At 67.3% G+C, this 13,711-nt stretch carries 9 protein-coding genes and 2 pseudogenes; 5 read left to right on the forward strand and 6 right to left on the reverse strand.

All coding sequences use genetic code 11. The annotated features are described in order from the left end of the window. Positions 1-129: 129 nt before the first annotated feature. Genes ppsA through R0D99_RS06195 form a run of 3 tightly spaced genes read left to right on the forward strand, consistent with a single transcriptional unit; the run spans position 130 to position 4,886 of the window. Positions 130-2,520, forward strand: a complete 2,391-nt coding sequence (ppsA, locus tag R0D99_RS06185) for a phosphoenolpyruvate synthase (RefSeq protein WP_317750504.1) — start codon at positions 130-132, stop codon at positions 2,518-2,520. Between the two features lie 19 nt (positions 2,521-2,539). Further along, positions 2,540-2,812 carry a sodium/substrate symporter small subunit gene (locus tag R0D99_RS06190; protein ID WP_317750505.1) on the forward strand — a complete coding sequence of 91 codons (273 nt, stop codon included), beginning with the start codon at positions 2,540-2,542 and terminating at the stop codon, positions 2,810-2,812. A 1-nt stretch (position 2,813) separates the two neighbouring features. Continuing rightward, a complete protein-coding gene (locus R0D99_RS06195) occupies positions 2,814-4,886 on the forward strand; it encodes a VC_2705 family sodium/solute symporter (protein WP_317750506.1) in 2,073 nt (690 codons plus the stop codon). 82 nt (positions 4,887-4,968) lie between these two features. On the opposite strand, the pseudogene R0D99_RS06200 reads toward R0D99_RS06195, so the two are convergent. The 4 genes and pseudogenes from R0D99_RS06200 to R0D99_RS06215 form a co-directional block, all read right to left on the reverse strand. Next, a pseudogene (locus tag R0D99_RS06200) lies at positions 4,969-6,802 on the reverse strand (ABC transporter ATP-binding protein). Positions 6,803-6,811: 9 nt separating this feature from the next. Further along, positions 6,812-7,084: a hypothetical protein gene (locus R0D99_RS06205; RefSeq protein ID WP_317750507.1), complete on the reverse strand. Its 273-nt coding sequence runs from the start codon at positions 7,082-7,084 to the stop codon at positions 6,812-6,814. Between the two features lie 305 nt (positions 7,085-7,389). Then, the gene (locus R0D99_RS06210; protein WP_317750508.1) at positions 7,390-7,788 is read right to left on the reverse strand and encodes a hypothetical protein; all 399 of its coding nucleotides are present in this window, start codon (positions 7,786-7,788) and stop codon (positions 7,390-7,392) included. A gap of 114 nt (positions 7,789-7,902) precedes the next feature. Then, positions 7,903-8,470 (reverse strand): annotated as a pseudogene (locus tag R0D99_RS06215) (DNA-3-methyladenine glycosylase). Between the two features lie 45 nt (positions 8,471-8,515). Here R0D99_RS06215 and R0D99_RS06220 point away from each other — a divergent pair. Further along, complete coding sequence (locus tag R0D99_RS06220) at positions 8,516-9,502, forward strand: MDR family oxidoreductase (protein ID WP_317750509.1); 987 nt, start codon at positions 8,516-8,518, stop codon at positions 9,500-9,502. A 247-nt stretch (positions 9,503-9,749) separates the two neighbouring features. Next, the gene (locus tag R0D99_RS06225) at positions 9,750-10,955 is read left to right on the forward strand and encodes an IPTL-CTERM sorting domain-containing protein (RefSeq protein WP_317750510.1); all 1,206 of its coding nucleotides are present in this window, start codon (positions 9,750-9,752) and stop codon (positions 10,953-10,955) included. 61 nt (positions 10,956-11,016) lie between these two features. On the opposite strand, the gene ahpF is transcribed toward R0D99_RS06225, so the two are convergent. Together ahpF and ahpC are read right to left on the reverse strand one after the other, a co-directional pair. Beyond that, positions 11,017-12,621: an alkyl hydroperoxide reductase subunit F gene (gene ahpF / locus R0D99_RS06230; protein WP_317750511.1), complete on the reverse strand. Its 1,605-nt coding sequence runs from the start codon at positions 12,619-12,621 to the stop codon at positions 11,017-11,019. Between the two features lie 227 nt (positions 12,622-12,848). Further along, a complete protein-coding gene (gene ahpC, locus R0D99_RS06235; protein WP_317750513.1) occupies positions 12,849-13,418 on the reverse strand; it encodes an alkyl hydroperoxide reductase subunit C in 570 nt (189 codons plus the stop codon). Positions 13,419-13,711: the final 293 nt, after the last annotated feature.

The raw sequence follows: 13,711 nt of genomic DNA on the forward strand, positions 1-13,711 counted from the left end.
GCACCCGCTGGCCTGCCCCGTACAAGAAAAATCCCACGGCAGCGCCACGCCAGGGTCCGACACGCCACCGCGCCGCCTGGTGCGCAGGCGCACCAGGCCGCTCTGTTTTTCAAACTCTGGAGCTTCCCCATGTCTGCATTATTCGAGCCGACCGCCCTGGTCGTGCCGTTCGAGAAACTGAGAATGACCGACGTCGAGGCGGTGGGCGGCAAGAACGCCAGCCTCGGCGAGATGATCAGCCAGTTGCCGCAGGGCGTGCGCGTGCCCACGGGCTTTGCCACCACGGCGCACGCATTCCGGCAGTTTCTGGCGCACGACGGCCTGGCCGAGCGCATCAGCGAGCGTCTTAAAACGCTGGACACCGAAGACGTGCGCGCGCTGGCCGAAGCCGGCGCGCAGATTCGCGGCTGGATCGAGGCTCAACCCTTTCCCGCGGACCTTGAAGCCGCAATTCGCGACGCCTTTGCCACGCTGAGCGCGGGCAACGCGCAGGCCAGCTTCGCCGTGCGCTCGTCGGCCACGGCCGAGGATTTGCCGGACGCCTCGTTCGCCGGCCAGCAGGAGACCTTCCTCAACGTGGTCGGCATCGACGACGTGCTGCACAAGATGAAGGAGGTGTTCGCCAGCCTCTACAACGACCGCGCCATCAGCTACCGCGTGCACAAGGGCTTCGCGCACGACGTGGTGGCGCTGTCGGCCGGCGTGCAGCGCATGGTGCGCAGCGACCTGGGCGCCGCGGGCGTCATGTTCACCATCGACACCGAAAGCGGGTTCGACCAGGTCGTCTTCATCACCAGCAGCTACGGCCTGGGCGAAACGGTGGTGCAGGGCGCGGTCAACCCCGACGAGTTCTATGTGCACAAGCCGATGCTGGCCGCAGGCAAGCGCGCCGTCATCCGCCGCAACCTGGGGTCGAAGCTGATCCAGATGGTGTTTGCCACGCCCGAAGAGAAGGCCGCCAGCGGCAAGCTCGTCAAGACCGTGGACGTGCCGGCCGAGCAGCGCAACCGCTATTCGCTGAGCGATGCCGACATCGAGCAGCTGGCGCGCTACGCGCTCGTCATCGAGCAGCACTATGGCCGCCCGATGGACATCGAATGGGGCAAGGACGGCGGCGACGGCCAGCTGTACATCCTGCAGGCGCGGCCCGAGACGGTGAAGAGCCAGCAGGCCGGCAAGACCGAGCAGCGCTACAAACTCAAGAGCACCGGATCGGTTCTGGCCGAGGGCCGGGCCATCGGCCAGAAGGTGGGCACCGGCCCGGTCCGTCTGGTCAGCGACATCAGCCAGATGGACCAGGTGCAGCCCGGCGACGTGCTGGTCACCGACATGACCGACCCCAACTGGGAGCCGGTGATGAAACGCGCCAGCGCCATCGTCACCAACCGCGGCGGCCGCACCTGCCATGCCGCCATCATCGCGCGCGAACTGGGCATCCCCGCCGTGGTGGGCTGCGGCGACGCCACGTCGCGCCTGCGAAACGGCACGCTGGTCACCGTGAGTTGCGCCGAGGGCGATACCGGCCACATCTACGACGGCCTGCTTGAAACCGAAGTGACCGAGGTGCAGCGCGGCGCCATGCCGCCGATTGCCACCAAGATCATGATGAACGTCGGCAACCCGCAGCTGGCCTTCGATTTTGCGCAACTGCCCAACGAAGGGGTGGGCCTGGCGCGGCTGGAATTCATCATCAACAACAACATCGGCGTCCATCCCAAGGCCATCCTGGACTACCCCAACGTGGACGGCGATCTGAAGAAGGCGGTCGAAAGCGTGGCGCGCGGCCACGCTTCGCCGCGCGCCTTTTACGTGGACAAGGTGGCCGAAGGCGTCGCGACCATCGCCGCCGCCTTCTGGCCCAAGCCGGTCATCGTCCGCCTGTCGGACTTCAAGAGCAACGAATACCGCAAGCTGATCGGCGGCAGCCGCTACGAGCCCGAAGAAGAAAACCCCATGCTCGGCTTTCGCGGCGCGGCGCGCTACATCAGCGACGACTTCCGCGAAGCCTTTGCCATGGAATGCGAAGCGCTCAAGCGCGTGCGCGACGAAATGGGCCTGACCAACGTGCAGGTCATGGTGCCGTTCGTGCGCACGTTGGGGCAGGCCGAGCGCGTGACCGGCCTGCTGGCCGACAGGGGCCTGGCGCGCGGCCAGAACGACCTCAAGGTCGTGATGATGTGCGAAGTGCCGAGCAACGCCATCCTGGCCGATCAGTTCCTGCAGTTCTTCGACGGCTTCTCGATCGGCTCCAACGACCTCACGCAGCTCACGCTGGGCCTTGACCGCGACAGCGGCATGGAACTGCTGGCGGCCGACTTCGACGAGCGCGACCCGGCCGTCAAGGCGATGCTGCAGCGTGCCATCCAGGCCTGCAAGGCGCAGGGCAAGTACGTCGGCATCTGCGGGCAGGGGCCGAGCGACCACCCGGACTTCGCGCGCTGGCTGGCCGACGAAGGCATCGCCTCGATCTCGCTCAACCCCGACAGCGTGATCGACACCTGGACATTGCTGGCCCAGTAGCCGCCCGCGCACATCGACCATGGCCGCGCCGCCGTCCGACCCACACGACGAAGTCGACGGCGGCCATTGGCGGCTGCGCGCGGCGCTGCTGGCGCTGTGGGCGGCGGCGTCGTTCGGCGTCGCCTTCTTCGCGCGCGACCTCGACCAGGTGCTGGGCGGCTGGCCGGTCAACTACTGGCTGGCGGCGCAGGGCGCGGTGCTGGTGTTCCTGGGCATCGTGGGCTTTTTTGCGTGGTGGGCCAATCGGCGCGCCGCGCCGGCAGCGTCGGCCCCCGCGGCTGAGGAAGACTGACTTGGCCGACTCCGCGCCCGGCTACGTGCGGCGGCTGCACCGCAACATCGGGCTTTTCGTCGTCGGCTTTGTCGCCTTTCTGCTGCTGATGTACTGGGCCGAGCGCAAGGGCCTGTCGCGCGGCTGGATCGGGCCGATCTTCCTGTTCCTGTCGGTCATGGTGTATGCGGTGATCGGCATCTATTCGCGCACCACCGACCCCGAGGGCTTCTACGTCGCCGGGCGCCGCATTCCACCCATGTACAACGGCATGGCCACCGCCGCCGACTGGATGAGCGCGGCCTCGTTCATCAGCCTGGCCGGGGCGCTGTACCTGCAGGGCTTCTCGGGCACCGCGGCGCACCCCGGCGGGCTGGCCTACGTGCTGGGGTGGACGGGCGGCTTCTGCCTGGTGGCGGTGCTGATTGCGCCGCGCCTGCGCGCCATGCAGCTCTACACCGTGCCCGACTTCTACGCCGTGCGCTTTGGCGGCCGCGGGCCGCGCCTGCTGGCGGCCCTGGGGGCCGTGGCGTGTTCGTTCATGTACGTGGTGGCGCAGATCTACGGCATCGGCCTGATCGCCTCGCGCCTGACCGGCGTGCAGTTCGAGATCGGCATCCTGCTGGGCCTGGGCGGCGTGCTGCTGTGCAGCTTTCTGGGCGGCATGCGTGCCATCACGTGGACCCAGGTGGTTCAGTACGTGGTGCTGCTGCTGGCGTTCTTGATCCCCGTGTCGTGGCTGGCGTACAAGCAGCTCGGCACGCCATTGGCGCCGCTGGCCTATGGCGAGCAATTGCCCAAGATCGAGCGGCTGGAGCAGGCGCTGATCGATTCCAAGTCCGAGCAGCAGGTGCGAGCGGCCTATGTGCAGCGCGCGCGCGAATACGAAGCGCGCTTGCGCGACCCCGCCGCCGCGCTGGCGACCGAACGCGACCAGCTGGACGAGCGCATCCGCATGCTGAAGGCGCAGGGCGTGGACTTTTCGCTGGTGATGGCGGCGCGGCGCGAGCTGGCGGCGCTGCCGCGCGACGAAGCCAGCGCCCGCGAACTGTGGACGCGCGCCATGAACGAATCGCTGGAACGCGCCAAACCGCTGGGCGGGCTGCCGCGCCACGGCCAGGCGTTTTCGGGCGACCCCGACGGCTCGCCCGCCGAGCGTGCCGAGTTTCAGCACTCGCGCCTCAACTTCATGGCGCTGATGTTCTGCCTGATGGTGGGCACCGCCAGCCTGCCACACCTGCTGACGCGCTTCTACACCACGCCCAGCGTGGCCGACACGCGGCGGTCGGTGGCGTGGTCGCTGTTCTTCATCGCGCTGCTCTACATCAGCACCCCGGCGCTGGCGGTGCTGGTCAAGTACGAGATCATGCAAGGGCTGGTGGGCAGCAGTTTTGACCAGTTGCCGCACTGGATCGCGCAGTGGGCGCGCGTCGATCCGGGCCTGATTTCGGTGCAGGACATCAACGGCGACCGCATCCTGCAGTTCGGCGAAATCCGCCTCGGCGCCGACATGATCATGCTGGCCACGCCCGAGCTGGGCGGGCTGCCCTACGTCGTGTCGGGCCTGGTGGCGGCGGGCGGGCTGGCGGCGGCGCTGTCCACCGCCGATGGGCTGCTGCTGACCATCAGCAACGCGCTGGTGCACGACGCCATGCCCATCACCGACGGCCAGGTGCGGGTGACGGACAACCACGTGATCCTGTCCAAGTTCATGCTGCTGGCCGCCGCCATGCTGGCGGCCACGGTGGCGGCGCTGAAGCCGGCCGAGATTCTGCTGCTGGTGACGGCGTCGTTCTCGCTGGCGGCGGCCACCTTCTTCCCGTCGATGGTGCTTGGCCTGTTCTGGCGCGGCGCCACGCGGCGCGGGGCCGTGGCCGGCATGCTGGCGGGCGCGGGCCTGACGCTGGGCTACATGCTCTTTTCGGCGGCGTCGGTGCGCGCGTGGTGGGGCGTGCCGCCGGGCGGGCTGTGGTGGGGCATCCATCCGGTGTCGGCCGGCGTGTTCGGCGTGCCCGCGGGGTTTGTGGCCATGGGGCTGGTGTCGTGGTGGGACGGTCGCGCCACGCGGCGCTCCAGGACTGCTCGTTCTGATTGAAAAGCGGCTCTTGCGCTTGCCAATAAAGCGCTGATAGCTATATAAAATGTAGCATTGGCCGCATCGACGGGGCAGTCGACCGCTATTCCGATTCGCCCAGAAAACCGCCGCTCTGCCGCGCCCACAGCCCGGCGTACAGGCCCTGGCGCGCCAGCAACTGCGCGTGTGTGCCTTCTTCGACGATGCGGCCGCGGTCCAGCACGATCAGCCGGTCGAGCGCCGCGATGGTCGACAGCCGGTGCGCAATCGCAATCACCGTCTTGCCCTTCATCAGTTCGTGCAGGCTTTGCTGGATGGCGGCCTCGACCTCCGAGTCGAGCGCGCTGGTGGCTTCGTCCAGCAGCAGGATCGGCGCGTCCTTCAGCATCACGCGCGCAATGGCCACGCGCTGGCGCTGCCCGCCCGACAGCTTGACGCCGCGTTCGCCCACGTAGGCGTCGTAGCCTTGCCGGCCTTGCGGGTCGGTCAGCTGCGGGATGAACTCGTCGGCCTGCGCGCGCTGCGCCGCTGCCCGCATCTCGTCGGGCGTGGCGTCGGGGCGGCCGTAGAGGATGTTCTCGCTCATGGCGCGGTGCAGCAGCGACGTATCTTGCGTCACCATGCCGATGGCCTGGCGCAGGCTGTCCTGCGTGACATGGGCAATGTCCTGCCCGTCAATGAGGATGCGGCCGCCCTGCACATCGTGAAAGCGCAGCAGCAGGTTGACCAGCGTGGACTTTCCCGCGCCCGAGCGGCCGATCAGCCCTATCTTCTCGCCCGGACGAATGGTGAGTTGCAGGTCGTCGATGACCGGCGGCGCGCCGTCGCGGTAGCTGAAAGTGACGTGGTCGAAACGCACCTCGCCCTGCGTCACCTCCAGCGGGCGTGCATCGCGCGCGTCCACCACCGCGCGCGGGCGCGACAGCGTGTTGATGCCGTCCTGGATGGTGCCCACGCTTTCGAACAGGCTGGTCATTTCCCACATCACCCAGTGGCTCATACCCGACAGGCGCAGCGCCATGGCGGTAACCGCCGCCACCGCGCCGGTGCCCACCTGGCCGCGCGACCACAGCCACAGCGCGCTGCCACAGGCACCCAGGATCAGCGCCACGATCAGCGCGTGGTTCACGGCCTCGAACTGGCTGACCAGCCGCATCTGCGCGTAGCCGGTGTGCTTGAAGTCTTCCATCGCCGCGCGGGCAAACTGTGCCTCGCGCCGGGTGTGCGAAAACAGCTTCACGGTGGCGATGTTGGTGTACGCGTCGGTGATGCGCCCGGTCATCACGCTGCGCGCATCGGCCTGTGCGCGGCTGACCTTGCCCAGCCGCGGCACGAACCACCAGCACGCCAGCCCATAGGCAATGGCCCACAGCAGAAAGGGCAGCACCAGCCAGCCGTCGAAGCCCGCCGCCAGCAGCAGGATGGTGACCATGTACACGCCCATGCCGATCACCACGTCGGTGGTGGTGAAGATCATGTCGCGCACGGCCAGCGCCGTCTGCATGATCTTGGTGGTGATGCGGCCGGCAAATTCGTCGGCGTAAAAGGCCATGCTCTGGCCCAGCATCAGGCGGTGGAAGTTCCAGCGCAGGCGCAGCGGAAAGTTGATGGCCAGCGTCTGGTGCTTGACGATGGTCTGCAACGCCACCAGGCCGATCGACGCCACCAGCACGCCCGTCAGCAGCCACAGGGTGCCTCCGTGCGTCGACCACAGGTGGTCTGGCGAGGTCTTGCCCAGCCAGTCGACCACGTGGCCCAGCACGGCAAACAGCCACGCGTCGTATACCGACGTCGCGGCCGACAGCGCCGCCAGCAGGCCGACGTAGCCGCGCAGCCCGCTGGTCGCGCTCCACACAAAAGCCAGGAAGCCCTTGGGGGGGCAGTCCTGGCTCGGGGTCGGGGTAGGGGGGAAGAAGCCGCTCGAAGTGACCCAGCATGGTGCGGGTTCAGCGCTCGATGACGATCTGCTTGGCGTCGATGAACTGGTTGAATTCGACCACGGGGATCGCGGCGTTCATGGGCTGGCCGTCTTCCTGCCAGCTGATCACCATGCTTTGCGGCGCGCGCTCCAGCGACAGCTGGTAGTCGGGCTGGATCTGGATCATCGGGCCGTCTCCGGCGCGGAATTCCAGCACCGACGTCACGCGGCCGCGGGCGCTTTCACCGGGCTGCAAACCGTCGTGGCCGGGCATGAAGGCGAGGGTGTCCTGAAGGGTCATGGGTCAAGGTCCTGTGGTGAATAGGAGGTTGATCTGAATGTCCAAGCCATTGTGCATGGCGCGCGCTGGCGTGGCTGTAGGACGATGAGCAGAATTCATGTTGCTATCTGATCGATAGCTGAAGACGCCGTCCCATCAGCGCCCAGGGCCGGTTAGATCAAAAAAAGGCGATGTGCCACCGGAAAGGGGTGGGACATCGCCTTGAAGACCGCAGCCGAGGAGGAAGGGAGGGATGAGGAGAGGCTGCGGTGGGGTTCGGTATGTCGCGGCGGCGGATCACCATTCCGCAACGGTTCAGCGACGGGTCACTGGCATGCGCGCGTCACGGTGCCCTGGGAGGCGATGGCCTGCATCATGCGGCGGCACTGGTCGAGCGAGCCGAAGCGGAAGGTGTAGTCGGCGCCGGCGCTGTCGCGCACCGCGGCGTTGACGGGCAACTGCGCGGCCATCGACGTGGCGCTGCAGCGGCCCGCCTCAGGACCACCATGCGCGTTGCCGCGCTTCAGGTTGGCCAGGTGGCGCTGGCAGGTGGCCCCGTCGGGCGTGGCATATTCGGCCGTGACCTTGTCATCCGTCGTCAGGTACTGGAAGTAGCGGCCATCGGCAGACTTGCTGGCAAATGGCCCGCTGCTGCAACCGGCCATGGCGGCGGCCAGCAGAGCCGCACCGGCCGTGGCAAACAAGGGGCGAAGACGTGTGTTCATGGGTGGGGCTTGGCTATTGGAAGGCGTTGCCCTCATTCTCGGGACCGGAGACGCCATCGCCATCGGTCGTCGGCCCTTCGGCCTGTGGGATAGCGCCTACGACCGCGGCGCGCGTCAGAACCGGCGGCTGAGATAGCGCGATCCGGCCAGGCCAAAGCGCCAGGGCAAGTCCTGCGCGTGGCTGATGCCGATGCGCGGGCCGGTCAGCACCTGCACCGGCGCGTCGGCCGGCGCGGGCCGCACGTCAAACGGTGCCTCGCACAGCGACAGGCCGTAGTGCGCTGCCGTGATGCCCAGCGCCTGGCCGACGCGCCCCGGCCCGGCGCACAGCAGCCGCTCGTCGGTCAGGCCGCGGCGTGCGCGCATGGTGTCCAGCCCGTGCGTGGGCTGCAGCGCGCGGATCAGCACCCCCCGCACCGTGACCCGCTTCACGGCAGACGAAGTTCAGGCACCAGTGGATGCCGTAGCTGCGGTACACGTAGGCATGCCCCGGTGGGCCGAACATGGCCGCGGTGCGCGGCGTGGGGCCGCGATGGCTGTGCGCCGCGGGTTCGTCGCCGTCGTAGGCCTCGGTCTCGACGATGACGCCGCCCACGCCATCGACCAGCAGCGTCGCGCCGATCAGCGCGTGCGCCAGCGCGGGCGCGGCCGCGCCGAAGTCGATGCAGGGGTGGTCAGGCATCGCCGTATAGTAGGGCGCAACCACCATCCTTCTGCGGAGATACCCATGTTCAAGGCCCTGCTGCTCACCAAATCCGACGACGGCAAGACACAAGCCGCGCTGACGTCGCTGGACGACGCGCAACTGCCGCCCGGTGAGGTGCTGGTGCAGGTGTCGCACTCGACGCTGAACTACAAGGACGGCCTGGCCATCACCGGCAAGGCCCCGGTGGTGCGCACCTGGCCCATGGTGCCGGGCATCGACCTGGCGGGCACCGTCATCGAATCGAGCGATGCGCGCTACCGCGCCGGCGATGCCGTGTTGCTGAACGGCTGGGGCGTCGGTGAAACGCACTGGGGCGGCCTGGCGCAGAAGGCCCGCGTCAAGGCCGACTGGCTGCTGCCCCTGCCCACCGGCATGACGGCCGAGCGCGCCATGGCCATCGGCACCGCCGGCTACACCGCCATGCTGTGCGTGATGGCGCTGCAGGCGCAGGGCGTCACGCCCGACCGCGGCCCGGTGCTGGTCACCGGCGCCAACGGCGGCGTCGGCAGCATCGCCATCGCGCTGCTGTCGCGCGCGGGCTTCACCGTGCACGCCAGCACCGGGCGGCTGGATGAGGAGGCGCACCTGAAATCGCTGGGCGCGGCCGAAGTCATCGACCGCGCCACGCTGTCCGCACCCGGCAAGCCGCTGCAAAAAGAGCGCTGGGCCGCCGCCGTCGACAGCGTCGGCAGCCACACCCTGGCCAACGTCTGCGCCAGCCTGCACTACGGCGGCGTGGCAGCCGCCTGCGGACTGGCGCAAGGCATGGAATTGCCCACCACGGTGGCGCCCTTCATCTTGCGCGGCGTCACGCTGGCCGGGGTGGACAGCGTGATGGCGCCCTACGCGCGACGCGCCGAGGCGTGGACGCGCCTGGCCGCCGAACTGCCGGCCGAAGTGCTGGCGGCGAACACCGCGACGATCACGCTGGAAGACGCGCCCGCCGTGGCCGCCCGCCTGCTGGCCGGGCAGGTGCGCGGGCGGGTGGTGGTGGACGTGGGGGTGTAGTCCTCAGAGCCAAAACGACACCGGGTGCCTGGCGTCAACATCGGGCATGGCGCGGCGCGGGGCTTGGCCAAAGCGTGCGCATCAGTGAACAACGGCCGTGAAAAGCGACACGCTTTGGTTGTCTTTCCCTTCATAAAATGTACCGAATAGTTCGCGTCAACACGTAAACTCTCCGCCTGGAGCGCCGGGCTGGGATGGCTGATCGGCTGGGGCGCCCCTCGGGTCAAACATCAAACGGAGTGCGGGTATGCGACGCAAAGCTTGGGCACGTAAAGCGGTTGGTTTGGGCAGGCTCATGCTCGCAGGCAGTGTGGCCGCTGGGGCGTTGTCGCCCGCAGTCGTGCTGGCGCAGCCCGATCCGCCCGCGTTCGCGATCTTCGGCCATCCGGCGTACAGCTACACGGACGAGGACGGCAACTTGATCGAAGTGGCGGCCGCGCCTGGCATACCGCTGACCTGTGCGAATGCCTCAGCCGCTGCCGCTCAGATGAATTCAGGCAACAACCCGGGCATGCAGTCCGGCAGTGCCGGCCCGGAAGAAGTGCCCTTGCTCGGCTTGCCCTACATGGACTTGCACATGCGTGGCGCCGCCGCGTCGCTGGTGCCCGAGACGGAAACGATCAACTGGGCGGCTCCGCCCTCCGGTTCGCAATGGATTTACCAAGCCTGGGAAAACGATCTCGACCCGCCCGAATACATCTTGTTCCCGGTGGGTATCTATGTGCCCACGGCGGCAGACGCGGCCAGGTTGCGGGTGACCATGCGGTATCGCGCCAAGGAGCAGTTGATCGGCGTCTACCGCGACGCGTTGAGCAGCGGCAGTGTCCTCGCATCGCCACTGACGGCGGACACCTGGTCCATCGGCAGTACGGCGGGCACGGTGGCGCTGAATTCCGGGTGGAAAGCGGGTGAAAACGTCCTGACGTTCTTCGTGCAGGGCAAGACCGATGCGAGCGGCCGCATGAAAACCGGCTTCGCTGCCGCCTTCGACGCGTATTGCTATACGCCCAGCGTCAGCGTTTCATGCACACCGGCCAACCTGGCCGACTCGGCGAACAATGTCGCTGTGTGCACCGTCAGCGCGGACGCGCCCGCGCTCGAAGGTGGGCTGACGATTCCGCTGGTGTTGCCTGCTGCGAGCGACCGCTACACCACGGACTGTCCGGCGCAAGTCACGATTCCCGCGGGGGCGACCAGCGCGCCGTCGTGCAAGATCGTGGCCGCGCCCAACACGGTGGCTGGCGATGGGTCAGCCAAGGCCACACTGGCATTGGCAGCCCCGGCCGCCGATGCGCCGTATGCCGTCGGCGCCACCGGCAGCGCGACGGTGACCGTCCGCGACGACGATGCAACGGCGGTCTCCGCCGTGCCCACGGTCAGCGAATGGAGCTTGTGGCTGCTGGGCCTGCTCGCCGCCGGCGCGGGTGCGCGTCAGTTGCGTCGGCGCCGCTGACGCTGCACCTTCCGCTCGTGACGCGCATTGGCAGCGGATGGGATGGCGGCAGATATTCTGCTCAGGCCGCGATCATCTCTTGAGCTGACCGTTCCATCGCGTCGGGTGCTGGTGTGCGAATCAAGTAATCAAACGCACTCAGCGCCGCCGTCGAACCCGCGCCGGCGGCCACCACGATCTGCTTGTAGGGCACGGTAGTGCAGTCGCCCGCCGCAAAGACGCCGGGCACGTTGGTGGCGCCGCGGGCGTCGATTTCGATCTCGCCGAACTTGCTGCGGGTGACCACGTCCTTCAGGAACTCGGTGTTGGGCACCAGGCCGATCTGCACGAACACGCCTTCCAGGTCGACGCTGGCATCGGTGCCGTCGGCGCGGTGCTTGAACTTCAGGCCGTTGACCTTGCCGCTGGCGCCCGTGATTTCGGTCGTCTGCGCGTTGGTGTGGATGGTGACGTTGGGCAGGCTGCGCAACTTTTTGACCAGCACAGCGTCGGCCTTCATGTCGGGCAGAAATTCCAGCACGGTCACGTGCTTGACCACGCCGGCCAGATCGATCGCCGCTTCCACGCCCGAGTTGCCGCCGCCGATCACGGCCACGTCCTTGCCCTTGAACAGCGGGCCGTCGCAGTGCGGGCAGTAGGCCACGCCCTTGGTCTTGTATTCCTGCTCGCCCGGCACGTTGACGTTGCGCCAGCGCGCGCCGGTGGCCAGGATGACGGTGCGGCTTTGCAGCGTGCCGCCGTTGTCGAGCTTGACGGTGATGAGGCCGCCCGCTTCAGCCGCCGGCACCAGTTCGGCCACGCGCTGCGTGTTCATGATGTCGACCTCGTAGTTGCGCACGTGCGCTTCCAGCTGCGCGGCGTAGGCGGGGCCGTTGGTTTCGGGGATACCGGGGTAGTTGGCGATTTCCATGGTGTCGTTGACCTGACCGCCAAAGCGCTCGGCCACCACGCCGGTGCGGATGCCCTTGCGTGCGGCATAAATCGCCGCCGCGGCGCCCGCAGGGCCGCCGCCGACGATCAGCACCTCGAACGGGGCCTTGGCGCTCAGGCGTTCGGCGTCGCGCTTGGCGGCGCCGGTGTCCACCTTCTGCAGGATTTCTTCCACGCTCATGCGGCCGTTGGCGAAGAACTGGCCGTTCAGGAACACGGTGGGGACGCCCATGATCTCGCGCGCTTCGATCTCGTTCTGGTACAGGCCGCCATCGATGATGGTGGTCTTGATGCGCGGGTTGTAGATCGACATGAGCGACAGCGCCTGCACCACGTCGGGGCAGTTGTGGCACGACAGGCTCATGTAGATCTCGAAGTCGAGATCGGCGTCCAGCGCCTTGATTTGTTCCAGCGTATCGGCCTCGACCTTGGGCGGGTGGCCGCCGGTCCACAGCAGGGCCAGGATCAGGCTGGTGAATTCATGACCGCCGGGAATGGCGGCAAAGCGCAGCTGCGTGCCGCTGCCGGGGCGCGCCAGCGTGAACGAGGGTTTGCGCGCGTCGGCGCCGTCAGTGCGCAGCGTGATCATGTCGGGGCGCGCGTTCACCACTTCCTGCAGCAGTTCGCGCAGTTCCTGCGACGACTCGCCGTCGTCCAGGCTGGCCACCATCTCGAACGGCTCCTTCACGCGCTCGAGGTAGGCGGCCAGTTGCTGCTTGATGTCGTCGTCCAACATGGTGGTTACTCCTTTTTTGATAGCTGCTCGCGCTTGTCAGTCAAGCGCAAGAGGCATTTTTGATCAATAAAAAACCGAACGGCAAGGCGCGCGCGCCCTGTCGCCGTTCGGCTGGCATCCGGGGCGTGGCGTATCGACTGTCGGTCGAGGCATCCGTGGAGCGGGCTTGGCCCGACCACTGGATGCGCCCCTCAAGGGGAGGCGAGCAACGCTCGCTTCGGGGTGGGTCAGATTTTTCCGACCAGGTCGATGGAAGGCTTCAGCGTCTTCTCGCCTTCTTTCCACTTGGCGGGGCAGACTTCGCCCGGGTGGGCCGCGGTGTACTGGGCGGCCTTCAGCTTGCGCACCGACTCTTTCACGTCACGGGCGATTTCGTTGGAATGCACTTCCATGGTCTTGATCGTGCCGCTAGGGTCGATGATGAAGGTGCCGCGCAGGGCCAGGCCTTCTTCGGCGATGTGCACGTCGAAGGCCTTGGTCAGCTGGTGCGTGGGGTCGCCCACCAGGAAGAACTTGGCCTTGCCCACGGCGGCCGACGTTTCGTGCCACACCTTGTGGCTGAAATGCGTGTCGGTGGTGACGATGTAGACCTCGGCGTTGGCCTTCTGGAACTCGGGGTAGTTGTCGGCCGCGTCTTCGATCTCGGTCGGGCAGTTGAAGGTGAAGGCGGCGGGCATGAAGATCACAACCGACCAGTGCTTGCCGTCGGAGAAGTTCTTCTCGGTCACTTCCTCAAACTTGCCGTTGTGGAAGGCCTGGGTCTTGAAGGGCTGGACCTTGGTGTTGATCAGGGACATGCTTGTTCTCCTTGGTTGATGAAAGATCGATGGAATGGGTGAATTATAGATTCAAGCTATTGAATCGACGATTCATTTTGGCTAATCTATCTTTAGCCGGCGTCTATGGCGGGCCGCAGACGCCCCGGCATGGACCGCGCCGCAGGTCAGCGAGCGGCCTGCCAACCCATCAGCCTACACCAAACGGGCGTCGGCTGTCCGCCCCCAACGGGTGCTCGGCGCCTGCTGCAGGGCGTAAAAAAGCCGGCCAGGGCGAACCCGGGCCGGCCTCTGGACGCTGCACGTCCGTCAGC

Origin of the sequence: Ottowia sp. SB7-C50, from assembly GCF_033110285.1 — a bacterium.
Classification (GTDB): Bacteria; Pseudomonadota; Gammaproteobacteria; order Burkholderiales; family Burkholderiaceae_C; genus Ottowia.